Source organism: Streptomyces rishiriensis, assembly GCF_030815485.1.
GTDB classification, from domain to species: domain Bacteria; phylum Actinomycetota; class Actinomycetes; order Streptomycetales; family Streptomycetaceae; genus Streptomyces; species Streptomyces rishiriensis_A.
Window position 1 is genome coordinate 3142677 of the sequence record NZ_JAUSWV010000002.1, and the last position, 25354, is coordinate 3168030.

At 71.6% G+C, this 25354-nt stretch carries 21 protein-coding genes and 1 pseudogene; 15 read left to right on the forward strand and 7 right to left on the reverse strand.

All coding sequences use genetic code 11. The features are described 5' to 3' along the window. The first annotated feature begins 50 nt into the window (after window positions 1–50). Entirely contained in the window at window positions 51–2351 is a 2301-nt protein-coding gene (locus QF030_RS16430; RefSeq protein ID WP_307163426.1) for a heavy metal translocating P-type ATPase, read from the forward strand. A gap of 1021 nt (window positions 2352–3372) precedes the next feature. On the opposite strand, the gene QF030_RS16435 is transcribed toward QF030_RS16430, so the two are convergent. Further along, window positions 3373–4671 carry a citrate synthase gene (locus QF030_RS16435; RefSeq protein ID WP_307163427.1) on the reverse strand — a complete coding sequence of 433 codons (1299 nt, stop codon included), beginning with the start codon at window positions 4669–4671 and terminating at the stop codon, window positions 3373–3375. Between the two features lie 240 nt (window positions 4672–4911). Then, window positions 4912–7167 (reverse strand): SF1B family DNA helicase RecD2, encoded by a 2256-nt coding sequence (gene recD2 / locus QF030_RS16440; protein ID WP_307163428.1) that lies wholly within the window; start codon window positions 7165–7167, stop codon window positions 4912–4914. Between the two features lie 210 nt (window positions 7168–7377). Here recD2 and QF030_RS16445 point away from each other — a divergent pair, with 210 nt between their 5' ends. The 6 genes from QF030_RS16445 (at window position 7378) to QF030_RS16470 (ending at window position 15000) form a co-directional block, all read left to right on the forward strand. Continuing rightward, on the forward strand, window positions 7378–8448 hold the full coding sequence (locus QF030_RS16445; RefSeq protein WP_307163429.1) for a LacI family DNA-binding transcriptional regulator: 1071 nt from the start codon (window positions 7378–7380) through the stop codon (window positions 8446–8448). Beyond that, window positions 8445–9995, forward strand: coding sequence for a sugar ABC transporter ATP-binding protein (locus QF030_RS16450; protein ID WP_307163430.1), 1551 nt, complete (start codon window positions 8445–8447; stop codon window positions 9993–9995). Before QF030_RS16445 ends, QF030_RS16450 begins: the two co-directional genes overlap by 4 nt. After that, window positions 9985–11937 carry an ABC transporter permease/substrate-binding protein gene (locus tag QF030_RS16455; RefSeq protein ID WP_307163431.1) on the forward strand — a complete coding sequence of 651 codons (1953 nt, stop codon included), beginning with the start codon at window positions 9985–9987 and terminating at the stop codon, window positions 11935–11937. Before QF030_RS16450 ends, QF030_RS16455 begins: the two co-directional genes overlap by 11 nt. An 83-nt stretch (window positions 11938–12020) precedes the next feature. After that, window positions 12021–13007 (forward strand): ribokinase, encoded by a 987-nt coding sequence (locus QF030_RS16460; protein ID WP_307163432.1) that lies wholly within the window; start codon window positions 12021–12023, stop codon window positions 13005–13007. Further along, on the forward strand, window positions 13004–13393 hold the full coding sequence (rbsD, locus tag QF030_RS16465; protein WP_307163433.1) for a D-ribose pyranase: 390 nt from the start codon (window positions 13004–13006) through the stop codon (window positions 13391–13393). Before QF030_RS16460 ends, rbsD begins: the two co-directional genes overlap by 4 nt. Window positions 13394–13791: 398 nt before the next feature. Further along, window positions 13792–15000: an esterase/lipase family protein gene (locus QF030_RS16470; protein WP_307163434.1), complete on the forward strand. Its 1209-nt coding sequence runs from the start codon at window positions 13792–13794 to the stop codon at window positions 14998–15000. Window positions 15001–15067: 67 nt separating this feature from the next. Here QF030_RS16470 and QF030_RS16475 read toward each other — a convergent pair whose 3' ends face one another. Next, a complete protein-coding gene (locus QF030_RS16475) occupies window positions 15068–15325 on the reverse strand; it encodes a GntR family transcriptional regulator (protein ID WP_307163435.1) in 258 nt (85 codons plus the stop codon). 164 nt (window positions 15326–15489) lie between these two features. On the opposite strand from QF030_RS16475, the gene QF030_RS16480 reads away from it, so the two are divergent. Together QF030_RS16480 and QF030_RS16485 are read left to right on the forward strand one after the other, a co-directional pair. Beyond that, a complete protein-coding gene (locus QF030_RS16480) occupies window positions 15490–15786 on the forward strand; it encodes a hypothetical protein (protein ID WP_307163436.1) in 297 nt (98 codons plus the stop codon). Next, complete coding sequence (locus QF030_RS16485) at window positions 15783–16043, forward strand: hypothetical protein (protein WP_307163437.1); 261 nt, start codon at window positions 15783–15785, stop codon at window positions 16041–16043. Before QF030_RS16480 ends, QF030_RS16485 begins: the two co-directional genes overlap by 4 nt. A gap of 56 nt (window positions 16044–16099) precedes the next feature. On the opposite strand, the gene QF030_RS16490 is transcribed toward QF030_RS16485, so the two are convergent. From QF030_RS16490 to QF030_RS16500, 3 genes are read right to left on the reverse strand one after another with little or no spacing between them, the layout of a single operon-like run. After that, window positions 16100–16900: a sugar phosphate isomerase/epimerase family protein gene (locus tag QF030_RS16490; protein WP_373428895.1), complete on the reverse strand. Its 801-nt coding sequence runs from the start codon at window positions 16898–16900 to the stop codon at window positions 16100–16102. A gap of 35 nt (window positions 16901–16935) precedes the next feature. Further along, window positions 16936–18090, reverse strand: coding sequence for a dihydrodipicolinate synthase family protein (locus QF030_RS16495; protein WP_307163439.1), 1155 nt, complete (start codon window positions 18088–18090; stop codon window positions 16936–16938). Beyond that, entirely contained in the window at window positions 18087–19244 is a 1158-nt protein-coding gene (locus tag QF030_RS16500; protein WP_307163440.1) for a Gfo/Idh/MocA family protein, read from the reverse strand. The genes QF030_RS16495 and QF030_RS16500 overlap by 4 nt, the downstream gene beginning before the upstream one ends. A 276-nt stretch (window positions 19245–19520) precedes the next feature. Here QF030_RS16500 and QF030_RS16505 point away from each other — a divergent pair, with 276 nt between their 5' ends. The 5 genes and pseudogenes from QF030_RS16505 to QF030_RS16525 all read left to right on the forward strand — a co-directional run bounded on the left by QF030_RS16505 (window position 19521) and on the right by QF030_RS16525 (window position 23534). Beyond that, window positions 19521–20567: a LacI family DNA-binding transcriptional regulator gene (locus QF030_RS16505; protein WP_307163441.1), complete on the forward strand. Its 1047-nt coding sequence runs from the start codon at window positions 19521–19523 to the stop codon at window positions 20565–20567. Further along, the gene (locus tag QF030_RS16510; protein WP_307163442.1) at window positions 20564–20947 is read left to right on the forward strand and encodes a hypothetical protein; all 384 of its coding nucleotides are present in this window, start codon (window positions 20564–20566) and stop codon (window positions 20945–20947) included. The genes QF030_RS16505 and QF030_RS16510 overlap by 4 nt, the downstream gene beginning before the upstream one ends. A gap of 54 nt (window positions 20948–21001) precedes the next feature. Continuing rightward, window positions 21002–21791, forward strand: a pseudogene (locus QF030_RS16515) (sugar phosphate isomerase/epimerase family protein). Window positions 21792–21810: 19 nt separating this feature from the next. Beyond that, window positions 21811–22098, forward strand: a complete 288-nt coding sequence (locus QF030_RS16520) for a hypothetical protein (RefSeq protein ID WP_307163443.1) — start codon at window positions 21811–21813, stop codon at window positions 22096–22098. 83 nt (window positions 22099–22181) lie between these two features. Further along, window positions 22182–23534: an MFS transporter gene (locus tag QF030_RS16525; RefSeq protein WP_307163444.1), complete on the forward strand. Its 1353-nt coding sequence runs from the start codon at window positions 22182–22184 to the stop codon at window positions 23532–23534. Window positions 23535–23672: 138 nt separating this feature from the next. On the opposite strand, the gene QF030_RS16530 is transcribed toward QF030_RS16525, so the two are convergent. Then, entirely contained in the window at window positions 23673–24278 is a 606-nt protein-coding gene (locus QF030_RS16530; RefSeq protein ID WP_307163445.1) for an RBBP9/YdeN family alpha/beta hydrolase, read from the reverse strand. 50 nt (window positions 24279–24328) lie between these two features. On the opposite strand from QF030_RS16530, the gene QF030_RS16535 reads away from it, so the two are divergent. Beyond that, window positions 24329–25288, forward strand: a complete 960-nt coding sequence (locus tag QF030_RS16535) for a LysR family transcriptional regulator (RefSeq protein WP_307163446.1) — start codon at window positions 24329–24331, stop codon at window positions 25286–25288. Window positions 25289–25354: the final 66 nt, after the last annotated feature.

The following is a 25354-nucleotide window of genomic DNA, read 5'->3' on the forward strand; positions in this document are numbered from 1 at the left end:
CCAGCTGATACTGGTTCCGTACGGCCCGGTCCGCTTCCTGGAGCACGGACATGACCAGTACCACCACGGAAACCCCGATAGCCGAACCGCCCGCGCCGACCGCCGAGGTCGAACTGCTCATCGGCGGGATGACCTGCGCCTCCTGCGCGGCCCGCGTCGAGAAGAAGCTCAACCGCATGGACGGCGTCACCGCGACGGTCAACTACGCGACGGAGCGGGCGAAGGTCAGCTATCCGGCCGGGACCGGCGTCGCCGACCTGATCGCGACCGTGGTGAAGACCGGGTACACGGCCGAGGAACCCGTGCCCGTGCCGGAGCCGGCCCGGGAGGAGACCCCTCAGGACCCCGAGCTGGAGGCCCTGCGTCACCGGCTCCTGGTCTGCGTCCTGCTCGCCGCGCCCGTCGTCCTGCTCGCGATGATCCCCTCGCTCCAGTTCGACAACTGGCAGTGGCTCTCGCTGACACTCGCCGCGCCCGTGGTCGTCTGGGGCGGCGGCCCGCTGCACAAGGCCGCCTGGACGAACCTGCGGCACGGCGCGGCCACCATGGACACCCTGGTCTCGATCGGCACGCTGGCCGCGCTCGGCTGGTCGCTGTGGGCGCTGTTCTTCGGTGACGCGGGCATGCCCGGCATGCGGCACCCCTTCGAGCTGACCGTCTCCCGTACGGACGGCGCGTCCACGATCTATCTGGAGGTCGCCGCCGGCGTCACCGCCTTCATCCTGCTCGGCCGCTACCTGGAGGCCCGCTCCAAGCGGCGGGCGGGAGCGGCGCTGCGGGCGCTCATGGAGCTGGGCGCGAAGGACGTGGCCGTCCTGCGCTACGAGGGGGGCGAGCGCGGAGCGCCCTCGGGCGAAGCCGGTGGCGGGGGACGGCAGGGCGGCAAGGAGGTGCGGATCCCCGTCGACCTGCTGGCCGTCGGCGACCGGTTCGTCGTACGGCCCGGGGAGAAGGTCGCGACCGACGGGACGGTCGTGGAGGGCACGTCCGCCGTGGACGCCTCGATGCTGACCGGTGAGTCGGTCCCGGTGGACGTCGGCCCCGGCGACGCCGTCACGGGCGCCACCGTGAACGTCGGCGGCCGGCTGGTCGTCGAGGCCGGCCGGGTCGGCGCGGACACCCGGCTCGCGCGCATGGCGCGGCTGGTCGAGGCCGCACAGAACGGCAAGGCCGAGGTGCAGCGACTGGCCGACCGGATCTCCGGGGTCTTCGTGCCGGCGGTGCTGCTGATCGCGGTCGCCACCTTCGCCGGCCGGCTCGGCGCGACGGGTGACACGGTCGCCGCGTTCACGGCGGCCGTGGCGGTCCTGATCATCGCCTGCCCGTGCGCGCTCGGGCTCGCCACGCCGACCGCCCTCATGGTCGGCACCGGGCGCGGCGCCCAGCTCGGCATCCTCATCAAGGGCCCCGAGGTCCTGGAGTCCACGCGCCGCGTGGACACCGTCGTGCTCGACAAGACCGGGACCGTCACCACCGGCCGGATGACCCTTCAGGACGTGTACGTCGTCGACGGCACCGACGAGCGGCAGCTGCTGCGGCTGGCGGGCGCCCTGGAGCACGCCTCCGAGCACCCGGTCGCCCGGGCGGTGGCGGCCGGCGCCGAGGAAAGGGCCGGCGAACTGCCGGTGGCCGAGCGGTTCGAGAACGTGCCCGGGCGTGGCGTGCGCGGGCGGGTGGAGGGCCGCGAGGTGGCCGTGGGGCGCCTCTTCGAGACGGTCCCGGACGAAGTGGCCCGCGCGAAGGAGCAGGCCGAGCGGGACGGCCGTACGGCCGTCGTCGTGGGGTGGGACGGCGTGGCGCGCGGGGTCCTCGCGGTCGCGGACGCGGTCAAGGAGACCAGCGCCGAGGCGGTGCAGGAGCTGCGGGCGCTGGGGCTCACCCCGGTGCTGCTGACCGGTGACAACCGGGCGGTGGCGGAGGCGGTCGCGGAAGCGGTCGGGATCGACCGGGTGATCGCCGAGGTGCTGCCCGAGGACAAGGTCGACGTCGTACGGCGGCTCCAGGCGGAAGGGCGGGTCGTCGCCATGGTCGGGGACGGCGTCAACGACGCGGCAGCGCTCGCCACCGCCGATCTGGGGCTGGCCATGGGGACCGGCACGGACGCGGCGATCGAGGCGAGCGACCTGACGCTGGTGCGGGGGGATCTGCGGGTGGCCGCGGACGCCATCCGGCTGTCCCGGCGGACCCTGGCTACGATCAAGGGAAACCTGGTGTGGGCCTTCGGCTACAACGTGGCCGCGCTGCCGCTGGCCGCCGCGGGGCTGCTGAACCCGATGATCGCGGGGGCCGCGATGGCGTTCTCGTCGGTGTTCGTCGTGACGAACAGCCTGAGGCTGCGCGCCTTCAAGTAATACCGCCGAGTAGGTCGTTGCCGATCAGGGAGACCCCTGGAGTCCTGCGCGAGCCTCACATAAGCTCTTCACATGGCTCGCGCATCATCTTTACGCTTGGGCCTCGATCGCCGTATCCGGTCTCTTGCGCATCTAACGGACATATGCAAGAGACACAGATCACAGTGATGTGAACGTAACCATCGAAGGGGCTCGAAGGTCTAAGTTGACGATGTCAGGAAGCGTCTTGGGGGGCGTGACCTGACGTCTGGGGATGTCTTGGGGGACTTCCTCAGAGATGCGTTGCCGGGGCACGCACACCGGGAAGCTTTGAGCGGCCCTCCCAGCGTGCGCTGTCCCGGCAGGCCGCACACAGCGGTGGTGGGACGAGTTCTGCTCGTTCTGCTCAACCGCGGGCACGACAACCGAAGATGGTCACACAACAGCGAATTCAGGCGCTGTCCTCACAACGCCCGGCCGGATCCCGTGGGGGGAATCCGCACCGGGACATGGGAAGGCGCCCTGGTCGTCAGCCCGTGGGGGGACTGGCGCCGGGGCGCCTTCCGTATGCCCTGCGCCCACCGTCGCCCGGGAGCACCCGACTTCGGGACGCCCGACGCACCCGGCCGCCGCGACCTGTGACTGCCGCGACCATGCGCCTGCCGGGATACGACGCCGCCGCGACCATGCCCCTGCCGGGATGCCACGCCGCCGCGACCATGCCCCTGCCGGGATGCCACGCCGCCGCGACCATGCGCCTGCCGGATGCCACTCCGCCGCGACGTGCGGCTTCCGAGACACCCGGCGACTTCCCGGACTCCCCCGCTGCCGCGACGTGACGACCACCGGTACAACCGCCCTGCGGTACACCCGACTTCCCAGACACCCGACTTCCGAGACACCCGGCGGCCGGGGCACCCGGCCGCCGGACCGCACGACCGCCTGCGGGCGCACACACCACTGCCCGGGACATCGGCCCCGGGCAGTCAGGAAAAGCACCAGCGACGGGGCGCCGGTCGAGCGGCGCCCCCACCGGCAGGTGTCAGCGCTCCTCGACCGGGACGAAGTCGCGCTCGACGACACCCGTGTAGATCTGGCGCGGACGGCCGATGCGGGAGCCGGGCTCCTTGATCATCTCGTGCCACTGGGCGATCCAGCCCGGGAGGCGGCCCAGGGCGAACAGGACCGTGAACATCTCGGTCGGGAAGCCCATGGCCCGGTAGATCAGCCCGGTGTAGAAGTCGACGTTGGGGTAGAGGTTGCGCGAGACGAAGTAGTCGTCGGAGAGCGCGTGCTCCTCCAGCTTCAGCGCGATGTCCAGCAGCTCGTCGGACTTGCCGAGGGCCGAGAGGACGTCGTGCGCCGCCGCCTTGATGATCTTCGCGCGGGGGTCGAAGGACTTGTACACCCGGTGGCCGAAGCCCATCAGGCGGACGCCGTCCTCCTTGTTCTTCACCTTGCGGATGAAGGAGTCGACGTCGCCGCCGTTGGCCTGGATGCCCTCGAGCATCTCCAGCACGGACTGGTTGGCGCCGCCGTGCAGCGGGCCCCAGAGGGCGGAGATGCCGGCCGAGATCGACGCGAACATGTTGGCCTGCGAGGAGCCGACCAGACGGACCGTGGACGTCGAACAGTTCTGCTCGTGGTCCGCGTGCAGGATCAGCAGCTTGTCGAGGGCGGAGACGACGACCGGGTCGAGTTCGTACTCCTGCGCCGGCACCGAGAACGTCATCCGCAGGAAGTTCTCGACGTAGCCGAGGTCGTTGCGCGGGTAGACGAACGGGTGGCCGATCGACTTCTTGTAGGCGTACGCCGCGATCGTCGGAAGCTTGGCGAGCAGCCGGATCGTGGAGAGGTTGCGCTGCTTCTCGTCGAACGGGTTGTGGCTGTCCTGGTAGAACGTGGACAGCGCGGAGACCACCGACGACAGCATGGCCATCGGGTGGGCGTCGCGCGGGAAGCCGCGGTAGAAGTTCTTGACGTCCTCGTGCAGCAGCGTGTGCTGGGTGATGTCGCTCTTGAAGACGGACAGCTCGTCGACGGTCGGCAGTTCGCCGTTGATCAGCAGGTAGGCGACCTCGAGGAAGGTCGACCGCTCGGCCAGCTGCTCGATCGGGTACCCGCGGTACCGGAGGACGCCCTGCTCGCCGTCAAGGTAGGTGATGGCGGATTTATAGGCGGCGGTGTTGCCGTAGCCGCTGTCCAGGGTCACCAGACCGGTCTGGGCGCGAAGCTTCCCGATGTCGAAGCCCTTGTCGCCGACGGTGCTGTCGATCACCGGGTAGGTGTACTCGCCATCGCCGAACCGCAGTACTACAGCGTTGTTGGTGTGCTCGCTCACGTCATCCCTCACCGACGTTGTGCCTCTTCTTCGAGGTTGCCCTGACTGTCTCTACCATCCCCCATTTGGCGCACGAGAGTGCACTCGGGGTCGACCATTGGGCTTATCGGCGGCACTCAGTGCCGCCAACCAGCTCATCCTGCCGCCTTCGTCACGCCGGGGGAAGTGCTCTGTGACCTTCACGACTCATTTGATCGATCATTTTTTGTGATGCCCCGACGATCCCGCGGTAACCCGCCGTCAGCGGCCCGTCAGCCGGAAGTCCAGAGCCGTGCAGCGGCGGCCCGCCGACACCGTGCGCACGGCCTGACCGATCGCCTTGCGGGAGCCGACGAGGACGACCAGCTTCTTGGCCCGGGTCACGGCCGTATACAGGAGGTTCCGCTGAAGCATCATCCATGCTCCCGTGGTGACGGGGATCACCACAGCGGGATATTCACTCCCCTGTGAACGGTGGATGGTCACCGCGTACGCGTGGGCCAGTTCGTCCAGTTCGTCGAACTCGTACGGAACCTCCTCGTCCTCGTCGGTCAGCACCGTGAGGCGCTGGTCGACCGGATCGAGCGAGGTCACGACGCCCACGGTGCCGTTGAAGACACCGTTCTTCCCCTTGTCGTAATTGTTGCGGATCTGCGTGACCTTGTCGCCGACGCGGAACACCCGCCCGCCGAACCGCTTCTCGGGCACGTCGGGTCGGCCGGGGGTGACGGCCTGCTGGAGCAGGCCGTTGAGGGCGCCGGCGCCGGCCGGGCCGCGGTGCATGGGCGCGAGCACCTGGACGTCCCGGCGCGGGTCCAGGCCGAACTTCGCCGGGATGCGCCGGGCGGCCACGTCCACCGTGAGGCGGCCGGCTTCCTCGGTGTCGTCCTCGACGAAGAGGAAGAAGTCCTTCATTCCGTCGGTGACCGGGTGCTGTCCGGCGTTGATCCGGTGCGCGTTGGTCACCACGCCGGACTGCTGGGCCTGGCGGAACACGCGCGTGAGGCGCACGGCGGGCACCGGGCTGTCGGCGGCCAGCAGATCGCGCAGCACCTCGCCCGCGCCGACGCTGGGCAACTGGTCGACATCCCCCACGAACAGCAGGTGCGCGCCCGGGGGCACGGCCTTGACCAGCTTGTTGGCCAGGAGCAGGTCCAGCATCGACGCCTCGTCGACCACCACCAGGTCCGCGTCCAGCGGGCGGTCCCGGTCGTAGGCCGCGTCGCCGCCGGGCCTGAGCTCCAGCAGACGGTGGACGGTGGAGGCCTCGGCGCCGGTCAGCTCCGCCAGGCGCTTGGCGGCGCGGCCGGTGGGCGCGGCCAGCACGACCTTGGCCTTCCTGGCCCGGGCCAGTTCCACGATCGAGCGGACGGTGAAGGACTTGCCGCAGCCGGGGCCGCCGGTGAGTACCGCGACCTTCTCGGTCAGCGCGAGCCTGACGGCCGCCTCCTGCTCGGGCGCGAGTCCGGCCTCGGTACGGGACTTCAGCCAGGCCAGCGCCTTGTCCCAGGCCACGTCACGAAAGGCCGGCATCCGGTCCTCGTCGGTGCGCAGCAGACGCAACAGCTGGGCGGCGAGGGAGAGTTCGGCGCGGTGGAAGGGGACCAGGTAGACGGCGGTGACGGGTTCCCCTCCGTCGGCCGCCGGGACCTTCTCCCGTACCACTCCGGGGTCCTCGCCCTCCTCGGGCGGCGCCGCGAGTTCGGCGAGGCACTCGATGACCAGGCCGGTGTCGACCTGGAGCAGCTTCACCGCGTCGGCGATCAGACGCTCCTCGGGGAGGTAGCAGTGGCCCTGGTCGGTGGCCTGGGACAGCGCGTACTGGAGGCCCGCCTTGACGCGCTCCGGACTGTCGTGCGGGATGCCGACGGACTGGGCGATCTTGTCGGCGGTGAGGAAACCGATGCCCCAGACGTCCGTGGCCAGCCGGTAGGGCTGGTTCCTCACCACGGAGATGGAGGCGTCGCCGTACTTCTTGTAGATACGGACCGCGATGGAGGTGGACACCTCGACGGTCTGGAGGAAGAGCATGACCTCCTTGATCGCCTTCTGTTCCTCCCAGGCGTCGGCGATCTTCTTGGTGCGTTTCGGGCCGAGGCCGGGCACCTCGACGAGCCGCTTCGGCTCCTCTTCGATGATCTTCAGGGTGTCCATGCCGAAGTGCTGGGTGATGCGGTCGGCGAAGACCGGGCCGATCCCCTTGACCAGGCCGGAGCCGAGGTAGCGGCGGATGCCCTGGACCGTGGCGGGCAGCACGGTCGTGTAGTTCTCCACGGTGAACTGCTTGCCGTACTGCGGGTGGGAGCCCCAGCGGCCCTCCATGCGCAGGGACTCGCCGACCTGGGCGCCGAGCAGCGCGCCGACGACCGTGAGGAGGTCGCCGCCGCCTCTGCCGGTGTCGACGCGGGCGACCGTGTAGCCGTTCTCCTCGTTCGCGTACGTGATGCGCTCGAGCACGCCTTCCAGCGTGGCCGTACGCCGCTCTCCCGCCTGGGCGGCCCCCGCCTGATCGGTCATGATCCGACGGTACCGCCCGCCACCGACAGGCCACGGGCGGCGACCGCCGGCCGCCCGCCGTGCGTCATTCATCACGATCGGGTCTCGGGATGGGGTCCAGGGCTTGATTAACCCCCGTGTAATCGATTCCAATCCTTCGTACACGTCGATGTAATCGATTCCACGACCTCGACGTTTCACCAACCGAGTCCACAAGGAGGTGGCGCGGCGATGGCGAGCATCAAGGACGTCGCGGCCGAGGCGGGGGTTTCCGTCGCCACGGTGTCGCGCGTCCTGAACGACCATCCGTCGGTCAGCGAGGACGCACGCGCGCGTGTGCTGGCCGCCGTCGAAGCGCTGGGCTACCGCCCGAACGCCGTCGCCCGGTCGCTGCGCACCGACCAGACCCGCACCCTCGGCCTGGTCATCAGCGACGTGCTCAACCCGTACTTCACCGAGCTGGCCCGCTCCGTCGAGGAGGAGGCCCGCGCGCTCGGCTACAGCGTCATCATCGGCAACGCCGACGAACGGCCCGACCTCCAGGACCACCACATACGGACCCTGCTGGACCGCCGTATCGACGGCCTGCTCGTCTCCCCGACCGACGGCGGCTCGCCGCTGATCCTCGACGCCGCGCGCGCGGGGACGCCGATGGTGTTCGTCGACCGGTGGATCCCGGGCGTCGACGTGCCGGTGGTGCGCTCGGACGGACGCGCGGCCGTGCGGGACCTGGTCGCGCATCTGTACGGGCTGGGGCATCGCAGGCTCGCCATCATCGCGGGCCCCGCCGCCACCACCACCGGCAGCGAGCGTGTCGAGGCCTTCCGGGCCGCCATGGCCGAGTACGGGCTTCCCCTCCCGGACGCCTACACCGGCCAGGGCGACTTCCAGGCCGAGAGCGGCCGGCGGGTCACCGAGGGCTTCCTCGACCTGCCCGAACCGCCCGAGGTCGTGTTCGCCGCCGACAACCTCATGGCACTGGGCGCCCTGGACGCCGTACGCGCGCGGGGGCTGCGGGTTCCCCGGGACATCGCGCTGGCCGCGTTCGACGACATCCGCTGGTTCGTGCACACCGACCCGCCGATCACCGCGATCGCCCAGCCGACGGGCGAGCTGGGCCGGGCCGCCGTGCGGGCGCTGGTGGACCGCATCGAGGGGCGGCCCCCGCAGTCCGTCACCCTCCCGGCCCGGCTCGTCGTCCGCCGTTCGTGCGGCGAACCGGACCCCCAGGAACCGCCCGCTCCCGAGGAGTCCCCCGCCTCCCAGGAGCCGTCCCCCGTAACGAACAGGAGCCAGACGTGAGCAACGCGGACGAGTTGCTGCGCATCGAAGGCATACGCAAGACCTTCCCCGGTGTGGTCGCGCTCGACAGCGTCGACTTCGACCTGCGCCGGGGCGAGGTGCATGTGCTGCTCGGTGAGAACGGCGCGGGCAAGAGCACCCTCATCAAGATGCTCTCCGGCGCCTACCGGCCCGACGCCGGGCGGATCCTGGCCGGCGGCGAGGAGGTGCGCATCCATGGCGCGCAGGACTCCGAACGCCTCGGGATCGCCACCATCTACCAGGAGTTCAACCTCGTCCCCGATCTCACGGTCGCCGAGAACATCTTCCTGGGGAGGCAGCCGCGCCGCTTCGGGATGATCGACCGGAAGCGCATGGAGACCGAGGCGGCCGCCCTGCTGGAACGGGTGGGCGTGAACGTCCCGCCCCGCACGCGGGTGCGTGAACTCGGCATCGCCCGCCTCCAGATGGTCGAGATCGCCAAGGCGCTCAGCCTGGACGCGCGCGTGCTGATCATGGACGAGCCGACCGCCGTGCTGACCTCCGAGGAGGTCGAGAAGCTCTTCGCCATCGTGCGCAGGCTGCGCGAGGACGGCGTCGGCATCGTGTTCATCACGCACCACCTCGAGGAGATCGCCGCCCTCGGCGACCGGGTCACGGTCATCCGGGACGGCAGGAGTGTCGGGCAGGTACCGGCCGACACGCCCGAGGACGAACTGGTGCGGCTCATGGTCGGTCGCTCCATCGAGCAGCAGTACCCCAGGGAACGCGCCGAGGCGGGCGCCGCGCTGCTGTCCGTCGAGGGACTCACCCGGGACGGCGTCTTCCACGACGTCAGCTTCGAGGTGCACGCCGGTGAGGTCGTCGGTGTCGCCGGGCTCGTCGGCGCCGGTCGTACCGAGGTCGCACGGGCCGTCTTCGGGGCGGACCCCTACGACCGCGGCGCCGTCCGGGTCGGCGGCGCGCACCTCCCCCGGTACGACGTGAACGCCGCGATGGCGGCCGGGATCGGGCTGGTGCCCGAGGACCGCCAGGGCCAGGGGCTGGTGCTGGACCAGTCGGTCGAGGAGAACCTCGGGCTCGTCACCATGCGGGCCGCGACCCGTGGCGGGCTGGTGGACCTGAAGAGCCAGCACGAGGCGGCGGCACGGATCGCGGGGCAGCTGGGCGTGCGGATGGCGGGCCTCGGCCAGCAGGTGCGCACGCTGTCCGGCGGCAACCAGCAGAAGGTCGTCATCGGCAAGTGGCTGCTGGCCGACACCAAGGTGCTGATCCTCGACGAGCCGACGCGCGGCATCGACGTCGGCGCGAAGGTCGAGATCTACCAGCTCGTCAACGAGCTGACGGCCGCCGGTGCCGCCGTCCTGATGATCTCCAGCGATCTGCCCGAGGTGCTCGGCATGAGCGACCGGGTGCTGGTGATGGCCCAGGGCCGGATCGCCGGCGAACTGTCGGCGGACGAGGCGACCCAGGACTCCGTCATGGCGCTCGCCGTCAGCACCACGATGCACGACCAAGACGACGAAAACGACGAAACCGAAGAACTGGAGGCCGGCCGTGGCCGCTGAGACGCTCAAGAGCGGGACGGGCGCCGGTGGCGCCGCGGCGGTCCGCCGTCTGCTCCTCGACAATGGCGCGCTGACCGCGCTGATCGTCCTCGTCATCGCCATGTCGGCGTTGTCGGGTGACTTCCTGACCACGGACAACCTGCTCAACGTGGGTGTCCAGGCGGCCGTGACCGCCATTCTCGCCTTCGGCGTGACCTTCGTGATCGTCTCGGCGGGCATCGACCTGTCGGTCGGCTCGGTGGCGGCGCTGTCGGCCACCGTGCTGGCCTGGAGCGCCACACAGCACGGCGTACCGGTGGTGCTCGCACTGGTTCTGGCCGTCGCGACCGGTATCGCGGCCGGCCTGGTGAACGGTTTCCTCATCGCCTACGGCAAGCTGCCGCCGTTCATCGCGACGCTCGCGATGCTGTCGGTGGCACGCGGTCTGTCGCTGGTGATCTCCGAGGGATCGCCGATCGCCTTCCCCGACTCGGTGTCCCACCTCGGTGACACGCTCGGCGGCTGGCTGCCGGTGCCGGTGCTCGTGATGGTCGTGATGGGGCTGATCGCCGCGTTCGTGCTCGGCCGGACCTACATCGGCCGTTCGATGTACGCCATCGGCGGCAACGAGGAGGCGGCGCGCCTCTCCGGACTGCGGGTGAAGAAGCAGAAGCTCGCGATCTACGCGCTGTCCGGTGTGTTCGCGGCCGCGGCGGGTGTCGTGCTCGCCTCCCGGCTGTCCTCCGCGCAGCCGCAGGCCGCCGACGGCTACGAACTCGACGCGATCGCCGCGGTCGTCATCGGCGGCGCCTCCCTCGCCGGCGGTACGGGCAAGGCCTCGGGCACCCTGATCGGCGCGCTGATCCTGGCGGTGCTGAGGAACGGACTGAACCTGCTGTCCGTCTCCGCCTTCTGGCAGCAGGTCGTCATCGGCGTCGTCATCGCGCTGGCGGTGCTGCTCGACACGGTGCGCCGCAAGGCGGGGGCGACCCCGATGACGGCCGGGACGGGCAGCGGCGGCGGCAGGGGCCGACAGGCCGCGACGTACGGTCTCGCGGCCGTGGTCACCGTGGCGATCGTCGGCGCGACCTCCTTCCTGCACGGCGGGAACGGGGCGAGCACGAACCCGAAGGTCGGCCTGGCGCTGTCCACGCTCAACAACCCGTTCTTCGTGCAGATCCAGTCGGGCGCGAAGGCCGAGGCGAAGAAGCTGGGCGTGGACCTGACGGTCACCGACGCGCAGAACGACGCCTCGCAGCAGGCCAACCAGCTGCAGAACTTCACCAGTTCCGGCCTCGACTCGATCATCGTCAACCCGGTGGACTCGGACGCGGCGAGCAACTCGGTGAAGGCCGCCGACCAGGCGAAGATCCCGGTGATCGCGGTCGACCGGGGCGTCAACAAGGCCACGGTGGACGCGCTGGTCGCCTCCGACAACGTCGCCGGCGGTGAGCTGGCCGCCAAGACGGTCGCCGAGAAGCTGGGCGGCACCGGCAAGATCGTGATCCTTCAGGGCCAGGCGGGCACCTCCGCGGCGCGGGAGCGGGCGGAAGGCTTCGCCAAGGGCCTGAAGGCCTACCCCGGCATCCAGGTGCTGGCCCAGCAGCCGGCCGACTTCGACCGCACCAAGGGCCTCGACGTGATGTCGAACCTGCTCCAGGCCCACCCGGACGTCCAGGGCGTCATCGCCGCCAACGACGAGATGGCGCTCGGCGCGATCAAGGCGCTGGGCTCCAAGGCCGGCAGGTCCGTCCAGGTCGTCGGCTTCGACGGCACCCCGGACGGGCTGACGGCGGTCAAGAACGGCACGCTCTACGCGTCCGTGGCGCAGCAGCCGTCCCAGCTGGGCAGGATCGCGGTGGACAACGCGCTGAAGGCGCTTCAGGGCAAGAAGGTCGAGAAGACGGTGAAGGTGCCGGTGAAGGTGGTCACGAAGGAGAACGTGGCCGGGTTCAGCGGCTGACAGCCGGCCGGCGGGCGGACGGCCACCGGGGGAACACCTCCGGTGGCCGTCCGCCCCGAGTCATGTATCAGGGGAGACACTTCATGTACGACCACGACCTTCTGGTCGTAGGGTCGGCCAACGCCGACCTGGTGATCGATGTCGAGCGCAGGCCCGCAGCCGGTGAGACGGTGCTCGGTTCCGACCTGGCCGTCCATCCCGGTGGCAAGGGCGCGAACCAGGCCGTCGCGGCCGCCCGGCTCGGCGCCCGCACGGCCCTGCTGGCCCGGGTCGGCGACGACGCGTACGGCCGGCTGCTGCTCGGCTCGCAGCGGGCGGCCGGGGTCGAGACGGCCGGGGTCCTGGTGGGCGGGGCGCCGACGGGCGTCGCGCTGATCACCGTGGACCCGTCGGGTGACAACAGCATCGTGGTGTCGCCCGGGGCGAACGGGCGGCTGACACCGGCGGACGTCCGCGCGGCCGACGGCCTCCTGCACGCCTCCCGGGTGGTGTCGGCGCAGCTGGAGATCCCGCTGGAGACGGTCGTTGAGGTGGTGCGGAACCTGGCGCCGGGCAGCCGCTTCGTGCTGAACCCGTCCCCGCCGCGCCCGTTGCCCGCCGAGGTGCTGGCGGCCTGCGACCCGCTGATCGTCAACGAGCACGAGGCGAAGGTGATCCTCGGCGAGGCGGGCGGGAGCGGGGAGCCCGAGGACTGGGCGCGGCTGCTGCTCGCGAAGGGGCCGAAGTCGGTGGTCGTGACGCTGGGCGGGGAGGGCGCGCTGGTGGCGTCGGCGGACGGCGTCTCCCGGGTGCCGTCGGTGAAGGTGGCGGCGGTGGACACCACGGGCGCGGGCGACTCCTTCACGGCGGCGCTGGCCTGGCGGCTGGGCACGGGCTCGTCCCTGGCCGGGGCGGCGGCGTACGCGGCGCGGGTCGGGGCGGTGGCCGTGACCCGGCGGGGGGCGCAGGAGTCGTTCCCGACGGCCCAGGAGGTCGATGCCCTGTGCGGCGCCGGCACGGGGGGCGACCCCGCCCCCGGCCCGGAGTCGGACAGCGCGCCCGAGGCCGCTCGGCGAGGTGACGCCCGGTGAGGAAGACCGGGATCCTCAACCGTCATCTCTGCGGAGCACTGGCCGAGTTGGGGCACGGGGACGGGGTGCTGGTGTGCGACGCCGGCATGCCGGTACCGGACGGGCCCCGGGTGGTCGACCTCGCGTTCCTGGCGGGGGTGCCGTCGTTCGCGGAGGTGGTCGACGGGCTGCTCGCCGAGCTGGTCGTCGAGGGTGCCACGGCGGCGACGGAGGTCCGCGAGGCGAACCCGGCGGCGGCCGGGCTGCTGGACGGACACTTTCCCGAGCTGGCCCTGGTCCCGCACGAGGAGCTGAAGAGGCTGTCGGCGGGGGCGCGGCTGGTGGTGCGCACGGGCGAGGCGCGGCCGTACGCGAACGTGCTGCTCAGGTGCGGGGTGTTCTTCTGAGGTCCTGGGGGCTTCCGCGGTGACAGCGGCGAAAGCTTCGAGGGGGTCCGGTCCGTCGACCGGGCCCCCTCGGCTTTCTCCCCTCCGTATCAGAACCCCCGTGATCCCCCCGGATCCCCCTCCAGAAGCCCTGATGCCATGTACGACACACGTCGGGCGGAAAGGGTTGCACGGCCTCCGGGGATATTTTCGACGGACTTCGGCAAGCGTTCGGCAGACCCCGGAAAGGGAACGGAAAAGCGAAGAGAACAGGCCAACGGCACATGCCAAGCGCACTAAACAATTTCGGTGCCTATTCCATCAGTTGTGGTGAACGTCCCAGGTCATCAGGGTGATGCGCCCGAATCGCCCCGCATGATGACGTCGTCTCCCAAGCCCCTCCCACGAGGAGTACGACCATGTCGGAAACGGCCGAGCCCAACGTCGGTACGTTCACCCTCGCCGATCCGCTGACCACCGCACCGGCGGAACCGGTCGAGGTACCGGACCACGCCGAGTGGTCCCTGCCGAACGGCTTCGCCTGGGTCTTCCCCGCCGACGGCAACACCACCGGCGATGTCGTCCGGCCCGTGATCATGGCCGACGGCTTCAACCTCGGCCGCAGCGAACTGGACAAGACGTACCAGGGACTGGAAAGCGGCTACAAGTTCATCAGCGAGCTGCACCGGCGCGGCAGGGACGTGATCCTCCTCGGCTTCGAGGAGCGCAGCGCGTCCATCCTGGACAACGCTCGGGCGGCCGAAGCGGCCATCATGCAAACCGTCAGCCATCGTCGGGGCGACGCCAGGCTGGTCGTCGGCGGGTTCAGCATGGGCGGCATCGTCACCCGCTACGCGCTGGCCGACCTGGAGAGGAAGCGGATGGACCACCAGACCGCGCTGTACTTCTCCTACGACAGCCCGCACCGCGGCGCCTCCATCCCCGTCGGCGTGCAGGCGTTCTCGCACTTCATCCCGTTCCCGAACGACTTCGCGAGGCAGATGAACAGCCCGGCGGCGCGTCAGATGCTGTGGCGGCACTACGACAAGGACACCAAGAAGATCGGGGTCGCTCCGGAGCGCACGGAGTTCCTGGACGCCCTGAACCGGCTCGGCGGCTGGCCCCAGATCCCGATGAAGATCGCCGTCGCCAACGGCCGCGGTGACGGGGTCGGCCTGCCGGACGTGAAGCCCGGCGAGGTCGCGCTCCGCGTGGACCGGATCTACCCCGGCACCACCTTCTACACCCAGGCCCAGGGCGACGATGTGACGGCCGCCTATCTCAACCGGCGGTTCCCGAAGGCCGAGGAGACCATCACCACCAGCGGCTTCCCGGAGCTGGACGGCGCGCCGGGCGGCACGCTGCACACCTACAAGATCCTCGCCGACACACTGCGCAAGCTCGGCGGCACGGTGGACCTGCGGCACGAGGACGTGTGCTTCGTGCCGTCGGTGAGCGCGGTCGCCGTCCGCGACATCGAGACGCAGAGCGACCTGTACGTGAGCATCGACGGACTGTCGCCGGACGAGAGCGAGTTGGACGATTTCCTCTGTTCGCCGACGACCACCGCACACACGGCGATCACCGCTGAACTCTGCACCTGGCTGATGGACCGCCTGCCCGACTGACCTGCCCCCAGCCAGACACCATCGGGGCCGCCCCTCCGCTCACAGCCGCGGAGGGGCGGCCCCTTCGTCACACCTCGGGGGCGGGCGGCAGGGGGTCGGAGACGAACGACCCCCGGGCGCGCACGGTCACCACCAGCCCCCTGTCCCGAAGGATGTCCAGAGCGCGGCGGACCGTGCCCGGACCGACTTTGTGCTCGTGCGTCATGGTCAGTTCGCCCGGCAGCCGCGTGCCCGGCGGGTAGTCGCCGGAACGAATCTTCCGTTCGATGATCGCGGCGAGCTGTTCATAGACGTACTGCGGCGAATCGGGGCTGATCTTGTCCACCCGTCGACCGTATGACGCCACCATCCACCACGCATTACTTAGTACTACTACCAACCACTACCTACTACTACCGTGACGGAGGTAGAGTTCGGCGAAACGAAGACGCCCCGGCAGGAAGGTGAAAGCTTCCACGCCGGGGCTGAGCCGACACTAGGAGTCGACCTGTGCGCAGCCTACTGGCCGCGATCCTGAGCCTGTTCCTGCCGCCTCGCGGAGCGCACCGCGCCCCCGGCGTCGCGGTGTTCCCGACCGCCTGTCCGGGCGTCTCCGCGCACCGGACGCGGCCGCACCCCGCCGACGTGATCCTCGTCGACGGCCTGCCCCTGGTCAGGCCGTACCTCGCCGTCTGGGAACGCGAACGCGACGCCCGGGAACGCAGGCAGCTCCAGCGGGAGCGGCGCCGCGCGGCGGTGCTGGCCACCCTCGGACAGGACTACGTCCCCACGGAGGCCGCCGCATGAGCACACGGCGCTTCCGCAGCCTCGGCGTCGACCCCGCCACCGGCAAGGAGGCCTTCGTGATCGCGCGCCCCGGCGGTCTCCTCGAAGAACTGGCCGACACGCACGCCCTGAAGGCCGCAGCCGTCCTGGTGACGGTCGTCGGCGCCGTGCTGGAGGCGGGCAGGTCGTCCGAGGCCGAACTCGCCGCCTTCGTACCGTCCCTGCACGCGGCGCTCGAGGAATGCGTCGGCATCATGGCGGCGGACCGGGAGCGCTGACGCAGCGGGCCACCGGGCGCCGGAGTCAGTCCGGCGCCCGGCGGGCCACGGGTCCGTCAGCCGGCCGTGTGCTTCACGAAGCGTTCCGCCGTCTCGGCGAGCACTTCCCTGCCGTCGCGGGCCCACAGGGCGTCGTTGAACAGTTCGACCTCGATCGCGCCCGTGTAGCCGGCCGTCTCCACATAGGTCCGCCATTCGCGCATGTCGATCGCGCCGTCGCCGATCTGGCCCCGGCCGTTCAGGACGCCCTCGGGCAACGGGGTGGTCCAGTCGGCCAGTTGGAAGGTGTGGATACGGCCGGACGCGCCCGCCCGGGCGATCTGGGCGGGGGCCTGGTCGTCCCACCAGATGTGGTACGTGTCGACCGTGACGCCGACCTGGTGGGCCGGGAAGCGTTCCGCGAGGTCGAGGGCCTGCGTGAGGGTCGAGACCACACAGCGGTCGGAGGCGAACATGGGGTGCAGTGGCTCGATGGCCAGCTTCACCCCGTGGTCCTCGGCGTAGGGGCCGAGGACGGACAGGGCGTCGGCGATGCGCTCGCGGGCGCCGTGCAGGTCCTTGGAGCCGGCGGGCAGGCCGCCGGAGACCAGGACCAGCACCTCGGTGCCGAGCGTCACGGCCTCGTCCACGGCCCGGCGGTTGTCGGCCAGGGCGGCCGCCCGTTCGTCCTGGTCGAGCGCCGTGAGGAAGCCGCCGCGGCACAGCGTCGTCACCGTCAGGCCGGCGTCACGGACCAGTGCGGCCGTCCGCTCCACGCCGTACGTCTGCACCGGCTCGCGCCACAGGCCCACGTTCGTCACACCCAGGTCACCGCAGGCGGCGACCAGTTCGGGCAGCGACAGCTGCTTCACCGTCATCTGGTTGATGGAGAAGCGGGTCAGATCCGGGTCGCTCACTGGGTCACTCCGTACAGGGCGAGCAGGTTCCTCATCCGTTCCTCGGCGAGCTTGGGGTCCGGGAACAGCCCCAGGCCGTCGGCGAGTTCGTAGGCGCGGGCGAAGTGCGGGAGGGAACGGGCCGACTGGAGGCCGCCGACCATCGTGAAGTGCGCCTGGTGACCGGCCAGCCAGGCCAGGAACACCACGCCCGTCTTGTAGAAGCGGGTGGGGGCCTGGAACAGGTGGCGGGACAACTCGACGGTGGGGTCGAGGAGTTCGCGGAACCCGGCCGTGTTACCCGTGTCGAGGACCCGGACCGCCTCCGCCGCCAGCGGGCCCAGCGGGTCGAAGATGCCGAGGAGGGCGTGGCTGAAGCCCTTCTCGTCGCCCGCGATGAGCTCGGGGTAGTTGAAGTCGTCGCCCGTGTAGCAGCGGACGCCCTGCGGCAGCCTGCGGCGGATGTCGATCTCCCGCTGGGCGTCCAGCAGCGAGACCTTGATGCCCTCCACCTTGTCGGGGTGGGCGGCGACGACCTCCAGGAAGGTGTCGGTGGCCGCGTCCAGGTCGCTCGCCCCCCAGTAACCCTCCAGCGCGGGGTCGAACATCGGGCCCAGCCAGTGCAGGACCACCGGCTCCGAGGACTGGCGCAGGAGGTGTCCGTAGACCTCGAGGTAGTCCTCGGGACCCGACGCGGCCGCCGCCAGGGCCCGGGACGCCATCAGGATGGCCCGCGCGCCGGAGGCCTCGACGAGGGCGAGCTGCTCCTCGTAGGCCGATCGGACCTCGGCGAGGGCCGCCGGGCCGGTCAGCTGGTCGGTGCCCACCCCGCAGGCGATGAGGCCGCCCACCGACCTGGCCTCGGCGGCCGACCGGCGGATCAGCTCCGCCGCGCCGGCCCAGTCCAGGCCCATGCCGCGCTGGGCGGTGTCCATCGCCTCGGCGACGCCGAGTCCGTGGGACCACAGGTGGCGGCGGAAGGCGAGGGTGGCGTCCCAGTCGATCGCCGCGGGCGAGTCGGGCGTGGTGTCGGCGAACGGGTCCGCGACGACGTGCGCCGCCGAGAAGACCGTACGGGAGGTGAAGGGCGCGCCGGTGGTGAGCGCGAGGGGCTCGGTGCGGGGCTCGTAGCCGCGCAGGGTCCCGTCGGCGCCGGGGAGCCGGATCGTCACAGCGTGACCTCCGGGACGTCCAGCCGCAGGCCCTCGGCGGAGGACTTCAGGCCCAGATCGGCGAGCTGGACGCCACGGGCGCCGGCCAGCAGGTCCCAGTGGTAGGGGGCGTCGGCGTAGACGTGCTTGAGGAACAGCTCCCACTGGGCCTTGAAGCCGTTGTCGAACTCGCCGTTGTCGGGCACCTCCTGCCACTGGTCGCGGAAGACCTCGGTGGCGGGGATGTCCGGGTTCCACACGGGCTTCGGCGTCGCGCTGCGGTGCTGGACACGGCAGTTGCGCAGTCCGGCGACCGCCGAGCCCTCCGTGCCGTCGACCTGGAACTCCACGAGCTCGTCGCGGTTGACCCGGACCGCCCAGGAGGAGTTGATCTGGGCGATGGCGCCGCCGTCGAGTTCGAAGATGCCGTAGGCGGCGTCGTCGGCCGTGGCGTCGTAGGGCTTGCCGTTCTCGTCCCAGCGCTGCGGGATGTGGGTGGTGGCGATGGCCTGGACGGACTTCACCCTTCCGAACAGCTCGTGCAGGACGTACTCCCAGTGCGGGAACATGTCGACGACGATGCCGCCGCCGTCCTCGGCGCGGTAGTTCCAGGACGGGCGCTGGGCGGCCTGCCAGTCGCCCTCGAAGACCCAGTAGCCGAACTCGCCGCGGACGGAGAGGATCCGGCCGAAGAAGCCGCCGTCGATGAGGCGCTTCAGCTTCAGCAGACCCGGAAGGAACAGCTTGTCCTGGACGACGCCGTGCTTGATGCCCGCGGCGGTGGCCAGCCGGGCGAGTTCGAGGGCGCCGTCGAGACCGGTCGCCGTCGGCTTCTCCGTGTAGACGTGCTTGCCCGCGGCGATCGCCTTCTTGATGGCCTCCTCGCGGGCGGAGGTGACCTGGGCGTCGAAGTAGATGTCGACGGTGGGGTCGGCGAGGACCGCGTCGACGTCGGTGGAGACGTGTCGCGGATCCAGGCCGTGCCGCTCGGCCAGCGCCCTCAGCGCGTGCTCGCGGCGGCCGACGAGGATCGGTTCCGGCCACAGCACGGTGCCGTCGCCGAGGTCGAGTCCGCCCTGTTCGCGCAGGGCCAGGATGGAGCGGACGAGGTGCTGGCGGTAGCCCATGCGCCCCGTCACGCCGTTCATGGCGATACGCACCGTCTTGCGTGTCACGTCGGTCCCTTCGTAGGCGTAGTACGCGGTTGTGCGCGCCGCGTACGCCTCTTCCTGATCAGCGTGACAGCAAGCGCTTTCTATACAAGGAGAAGCTAGCCTCTGACCAGCGGTCCGGACAAGACCGTGTCCATCTCGAGTTGTTCGAGGGGGCGAACAGCGGGGGTCCTGGGCCGTAAGGTCTGCTCGACACGCCCGGAACCATGCCCGCGAGGCAGCTGTCTACCAGGGCGTACGACGACGTACGACGAGATGTGCGACCGGAGGACAGACGAGATGACGGTGACCCTGGCGGACGTGGCGGCCCGCGCGCAGGTCTCGCCCGCGACGGTGTCGCGCGTGCTGAACGGGAACTACCCCGTGGCGGCTACCACCAGGGAGCGGGTGCTGCGGGCGGTCGACGAGCTGGACTACGTGCTGAACGGGCCGGCCAGCGCGCTGGCCGCGGCGACGTCCGACCTGGTCGGCATCCTGGTGAACGACATCGCCGACCCCTTCTTCGGAATCATGGCGAGTGCGATCCAGTCGGAGATCGGGGGACCGGGCGGGCGGGCCGGCGGCGAACGGCTGGCGGTGGTCTGCAACACCGGGGGCTCGCCGGAGCGTGAGCTGACCTATCTGACCCTTCTTCAGCGGCAGCGGGCCGCGGCCGTGGTGCTGACCGGCGGGGCCATGGAGAACGAACCGCACGCGGCGGCGGTGGCGGCGAAGCTGCGCCGGCTCGGCGAGGCGGGGACGCGGATCGTGCTGTGCGGCCGGCCGCCGGCGCCGGAGACCTCCGCGATCGCGCTGACCTTCGACAACCGCGGGGGCGGGCGGGAACTGACCGAGCATCTGATCGGGCTCGGGCACCGGCGGCTCGGCTACATCGCGGGCCCGGAGGAGCGGACGACCACCCGGCACCGGCTCGAGGGCCACCGGGCGGCGCTGGTCGCGGCCGGCATCGAGGAGGATCCCCGCTGGACCGTGCACGGACGGTACGACCGCCGGGCCGGCTACGAGGCGACGCTGGAACTCCTGCGCCGGGATCCCTCCCTGACGGCGGTCGTCGCCGCCAACGACTCCGTCGCCCTGGGCGCCTGCGCGGCGCTGCGCGACTCCGGTCTGCGGATCCCGGACGACGTCTCGGTCGCCGGCTTCGACGACCTGCCCTTCAGCATCGACGTGGTGCCCTCCCTCACGACGGTGCGGCTGCCGCTGGCCGAGGCGGGAGCGCGGGCGGGGCGCATCGCCATGGGGCGCGAGGAGCCGCCGCCCGGCGGGATCGCCACGGTGCGGGGCGAGTTGATGGTGCGGGGCTCCTCCGGAGTGCCGCGGGGGTGAGGGTGCCGCTCGCTCACCACCGGGCCGAGCTGATCGAGGTCGTCCGGATCGGCGATCCCGCCAGACACCTCACCTCGCGCGATCTGGCCGGCGACGTCGTCGAGGTCTGGGCGGGGGAAGAGGTACGGCAGGTCCTGCACCTGATCGGCGACCTCCCGGACGGTGCGAAGTACCGCTGCTTCCTCCCCGGCTGGGGCGTCCGCGCCTACGACGACACCGATCCCGAGCCGCTCTTCGAGATCGCGTTCTGCTTCCGGTGCAACGGAGCCCGCGTCTGGGGACGTGACGTCCCGGAGGAGCAGCGGCACCAGGACTTCGAGGCGGAGAGTGCGGCCGGACGGGAGCTGCTGCGCCTGTTCCTCGCCTGTGCCCCCGGGTGAGGAGTCCGTGGCCCCCACTGGACCACGACCCCGTACCGGGTGACAGTGGTGACCATGAAGCTAGCCTTCTCCACCCTCGGTGTTCCCGGTGTCCCCCTGCCCGAGGTGCTGCGGCTCGCGGTCGCGCACGGCTATCACGGCGTGGAGCTGCGCGCCCATCCGGAGGAGCCGGTCCATCCGGGGCTGAGTCCGGACGAACGGGCCGACGCCGCGGCCGGGTTCAAGGCGGCGGGCGTCGAGATCCTGGGGCTCGCGGGCTACCCGCGGGTCGCCGCGCCGGGCGACGACGAGCCCGTGATCGAGGAGATCCGGGAACTCGTCGACCTCGCCCGTGACCTCGGGGCGCCCTTCGTCCGGGTCTTCCCCGGCGGCGAGGACGAACACGCCGACGCCATCGCCGCCCGGCGGCTCGGCACCGCCGCGGAGTACGCCGCCGACCTCGGCGTACGCATTCTGCTGGAGACCCACGACTCGCACCGGACCGGCGCGGACGCCCTCCGCGTGCTCGGCCTCGTGGGGCATCGGCAGGTCGGCGCCCTGTGGGACGTCATGCACACCTGGCTGGGCGGCGAGCAACCCCGGGAGACCTACCTGGCGCTCGCGCCGTATCTCGGATACGTGCAGGTCAAGGACATCGCCTCGGCCGAGGACAGCACCCCGCTGGCGCTCGGCGCCGGAGTGCTGCCGCTCGGCGAGTGCGTGGAGGTCCTGACGCCGCCACGGCTGGGACGGCTGGCTGTGCTGGGAGTACGAGAAGCGCTGGTACGAGCACGCCGAGCCGCTGCCCGGTCTGCTGAGCAACGGCCGCGAACACCTCGGACGGCTGCTGAACGACTCCGCGTGACGGTGGGGCGGGGTGCGGGGTGCGGGACGGCAGGGTGCGGGACGGCAGGGCGCGGGACGGCAGGGCGCGGGAGCGCGCGGCACGGGAGCGCGGACTGTGGGAGCGCGCGGCGCGGGAGGGCGCGGCGCGGGAGCGCGCGGCGCGGGAGCGCGCGGCACGGGAGCGCGCGGCACGGGAGGGCGGACTGTGGGAGCGCGCGGCACGGGAAGGCGGACTGTGGGAGCGCGCGGCACGGGAGGGGGCGGCGCGGGAGGGGGCGGCGCGGGAGGGCGGACTGTGGGAGCGCGCGGCGCGGGAGGGCGGGTAATCGGCTGGCACCTCGGTCGGGGGGCGGGTTAGTCTCCGCGCCGTGTATCAGCAGCCAGCGGCGTGCGGCGCCGTCGTTCCGTCATGAGCCTCCTGTCCAGGGCCCTGGTCGACGTTCGTCCTCTTCGTTCCTCCCCCGTGTTCCGGCGGCTGCTGATCGGGCGCACGGTGTCCACGCTCGGTGGCTTCATGACCATGGTCACCGTCATGTACCAGGTCTGGGACACGACCCACAGCTCGGTCTGGAGCGGCGCGGTCGGGCTGGCGCAGGCGCTGCCGCTGATCGGCGTCGGGCTGTTCGCGGGCGCCTGGGTGGACCGGGCCGACCGGCGCCGCGCGTATCTCCTGAGCACCGTCGGCTCGGCGGGCTGCTCCGTCCTGCTGGCCGTGCAGGGTTTCACCGGGCAGGCGCCGGTGACCGTGGTGCTGGCGCTGGTGGCGGTGCAGTCGTCGTTCGGAGCGATCGGCGCACCCGCGGCGGGCGTGTTCGTGCCCCGGCTGCTGCCCAAGGACCAGGTGGCCGCCGGTCTCGCCCTGCACCAGGTCACCGGCCAGGCGATGATGCTGCTCGGCCCGGCCGCCGCCGGTGTCGTGCTCGGCTGGCGGGGCATCGGCGTGTGCTACCTGGTGGACGCCCTCACCTTCGGCATGGCCTTCTACGGCGCCTACGGACTGCCCGCGCTGCCGCCCGAGGGCGAGAAGTCCCGCCCCGGTGTCCAGGGCGTGCTGGACGGGCTGCGGTTCCTGACGGGTCACCGGGCGGTGCGCGGCGCGCTGCTGATCGACCTGGCCGCCACCGTGCTGGCGATGCCGGCCAGTCTCTTCCCGCTCGTCAACGAGGAACGCTTCGGCGGCGACCCGCGCACACTCGGGCTGTTCCTGTCCGCGCTCGCCGTGGGAGGGGTGGCGGCGACCGCCCTCTCCGGGCCGGTCACCCGGCTCTCCCGCCCCGGCCCGGTGATGCTCTGCTCCGCGGGCGTCTGGGGTACGGCCCTCGCCCTCTTCGGCCTGACGACCAGCGCCTGGGCGGGCCTGGGGATGCTGGCGGCGGCCGGTGCGGCGGACTCGGTGGCCGTGCTGTCCCGGGCCACGATCGTGCAGACCCGCACCCCGGACGCGCTGCTGGGCCGGGTGACGGCGGCCGAGGCGATCGTCGGCCAGGCGGGGCCCAACCTCGGCAACCTGCGGGGCGGTGTGGTGGCCGGCTGGACCTCCGGCACGACCGCGCTGATCACCGGCGGTCTGATGTGCCTGGCGGCGGTCACCGCGGTGGGGGCGACGACTCCGGAGCTGCGGGGCGGCCGCGCGGGCGGCACGGATCCGCGGGCCGCCGATCCCGCTCCCCCGCAGGCCGCCCCACGCGTCACACCACAGGCCGGTCCACCCGTGACCCCGCCGGCCGCCCGGCCCGGAACCCCACCGGCCGCCCACCCGTGACCCCACCGACCGCCCGGCCCGGAACCCACCGACCGCCCGGCCCATGGCCCCACCGACCGCCCACCCCTGGCCCCGGCGACCGCCCGACCCGGAACCCACCGGCCGGGTCACCCGTCGCCCCGTCGGCCGCCGTGCCGCCTACTCCCGCACCGTGAGTTCGGCCTCCCCGTCCAGGCACCACTCCAGCACCGAAGGCCAGGAACCGTAACCGGCGTCCAGGTCGAGGTGGCCGGCGCCGGGGAGCAGTTCCGCGGTGAGGCCCAGGGAATCGCCGTAGGCCGCCTGCACGCCCTCCGGGAGGTAGGGGTCGTCGTCCCCGGCGACGAGCCGGGTCGGGTGCGGGAGCGCGCGGCCGTCGAACCGCTTCCCGAGGGCGTCCCCGGCGAACCCGAACCCCTCGATCTCCGGATACCGCGCGACGACCGAGCCGGACGGCGGAGCCACCAGCAGCACCCGGTCGATGCCCGCGACTCCCGGCAGGTCGCGGACGACGGCGTGCAGCCAGAGCAGCACCGAGAGGCTGTGGGCGACGACCACCCGCTCGGAACCGGCGGCGAGCCCGTCGAGCCGGCGGGCCAGCTCCGTCAGCCACGCCTCGAGGTCGGGGTCGTCCGGGTCGGGGAGCTGCGGATACGCGACCTCGTGGCCGAGTTCGGTGAGGCGGTCCGCGAGCCAGTGCTGCCAGTGGTCCTCGGGGCGGTGGTTCTGCCAGCCGTGGAGGATGAGATAGGAGCGCGTGGTCATGGCCCGATGATTTCCGATCGCCTCACCCAAGGTCCAGTTAATCTTCTCCGGTGGAATACGTAAGCCAGCCCTTAAGCCAACCCTGGGGCGCCGCCTTCTCCATCGATCTGCGCCGGCTGACCGTCCTGCGCGAGCTGGAGCGCCGGGGCAGCCTGGCGCGGACGGCCGAGGCCCTGCACCTCACGCCCTCGGCGGTCTCCCAGCAGCTCGCCGCCCTCGCCCGCGACCTCGGCGTACCGCTCACGGAGCGGGACGGCAGAGGCGTACGCCTCACCGGTCAGGCGCGGGTCCTGCTGGCGCACGCCGAGGTCATCGCCGCCCAACTGGAGCGGGCCCGCGCCGACCTGGCCGCATACGGGGAGGGCGGGCGGGGCACGGTGACCGTCGGCTGTTTCTCCAGCGGGATCCTGGGGCTGCTGCCGCCCGCGCTGCGGACGTTGGGTGACCGGCTTCCGCAGCTGCGCGTGGACGTCGTGGAGGCCGAGCCGCCGGATCTGTTCACCGCGCTGGACGGCGGGCAGGTCGATGTGGCCGTCGCCGTCGACTTCGCGGCCGCTCCTCCGCACACCGACCGCCGGTACACCCGCGAGGACCTGCTGACGGACGTCCTGGACATCGCGCTCCCGCCCGGCCATCGTCTCGCGGAGCGCGCCCAGGTGCCGTTGCGGGAGCTGGCCACGGACGCCTGGATCGTCGGGAAGTCCCTCAGCTGCTGCGGGGCGGTGACCCGTTCGGTCTGCGCGGCGGCCGGGTTCACGCCCGACGTCCGGCACGACGTGAACGACTGGGCCGCGCTCGCGGGTCTGGTCGAGGCGGGGCAGGGCGTGGCGCTGGTGCCCCGGCTGGTGCGGTCGCTGTACACCCATCGCGAACTGGTGCTGCGCCCGGCGCGGGGCGAGCCGCCGTCCCGGAACGTCTTCGTCGCCGTACGGGCCGGGGCGGAGCGGGACCCGGTGGTGGCGGCGGTGCTGGAGGAACTGCGTACGGCTGCCGCCCGCGTATCGGCATGAGCCCCCTCCGGGGACCGGGTCGTGCGGGTCAGGCGACGAGGGCGATGACGATCAGCGGCACGCAGA

Excerpts from the sequence above, each read along its gene's own strand:
- QF030_RS16525 (WP_307163444.1), top strand. The coding sequence starts at position 22,182 with ATGAGCCTCCTGTCCAGGGCCCTGGTCGACGTTCGTCCTCTTCGTTCC.
- QF030_RS16505 (WP_307163441.1), top strand. The coding sequence starts at position 19,521 with ATGACGGTGACCCTGGCGGACGTGGCGGCCCGCGCGCAGGTCTCGCCC.
- QF030_RS16445 (WP_307163429.1), top strand. The coding sequence starts at position 7,378 with ATGGCGAGCATCAAGGACGTCGCGGCCGAGGCGGGGGTTTCCGTCGCC.
- QF030_RS16485 (WP_307163437.1), top strand. The coding sequence starts at position 15,783 with ATGAGCACACGGCGCTTCCGCAGCCTCGGCGTCGACCCCGCCACCGGC.
- QF030_RS16490 (WP_373428895.1), bottom strand. The coding sequence starts at position 16,900 with ATGACGGTGAAGCAGCTGTCGCTGCCCGAACTGGTCGCCGCCTGCGGT.
- recD2 (WP_307163428.1), bottom strand. The coding sequence starts at position 7,167 with ATGACCGATCAGGCGGGGGCCGCCCAGGCGGGAGAGCGGCGTACGGCC.
- QF030_RS16470 (WP_307163434.1), top strand. The coding sequence starts at position 13,792 with ATGTCGGAAACGGCCGAGCCCAACGTCGGTACGTTCACCCTCGCCGAT.
- QF030_RS16460 (WP_307163432.1), top strand. The coding sequence starts at position 12,021 with ATGTACGACCACGACCTTCTGGTCGTAGGGTCGGCCAACGCCGACCTG.
- QF030_RS16430 (WP_307163426.1), top strand. The coding sequence starts at position 51 with ATGACCAGTACCACCACGGAAACCCCGATAGCCGAACCGCCCGCGCCG.
- QF030_RS16530 (WP_307163445.1), bottom strand. The coding sequence starts at position 24,278 with ATGACCACGCGCTCCTATCTCATCCTCCACGGCTGGCAGAACCACCGC.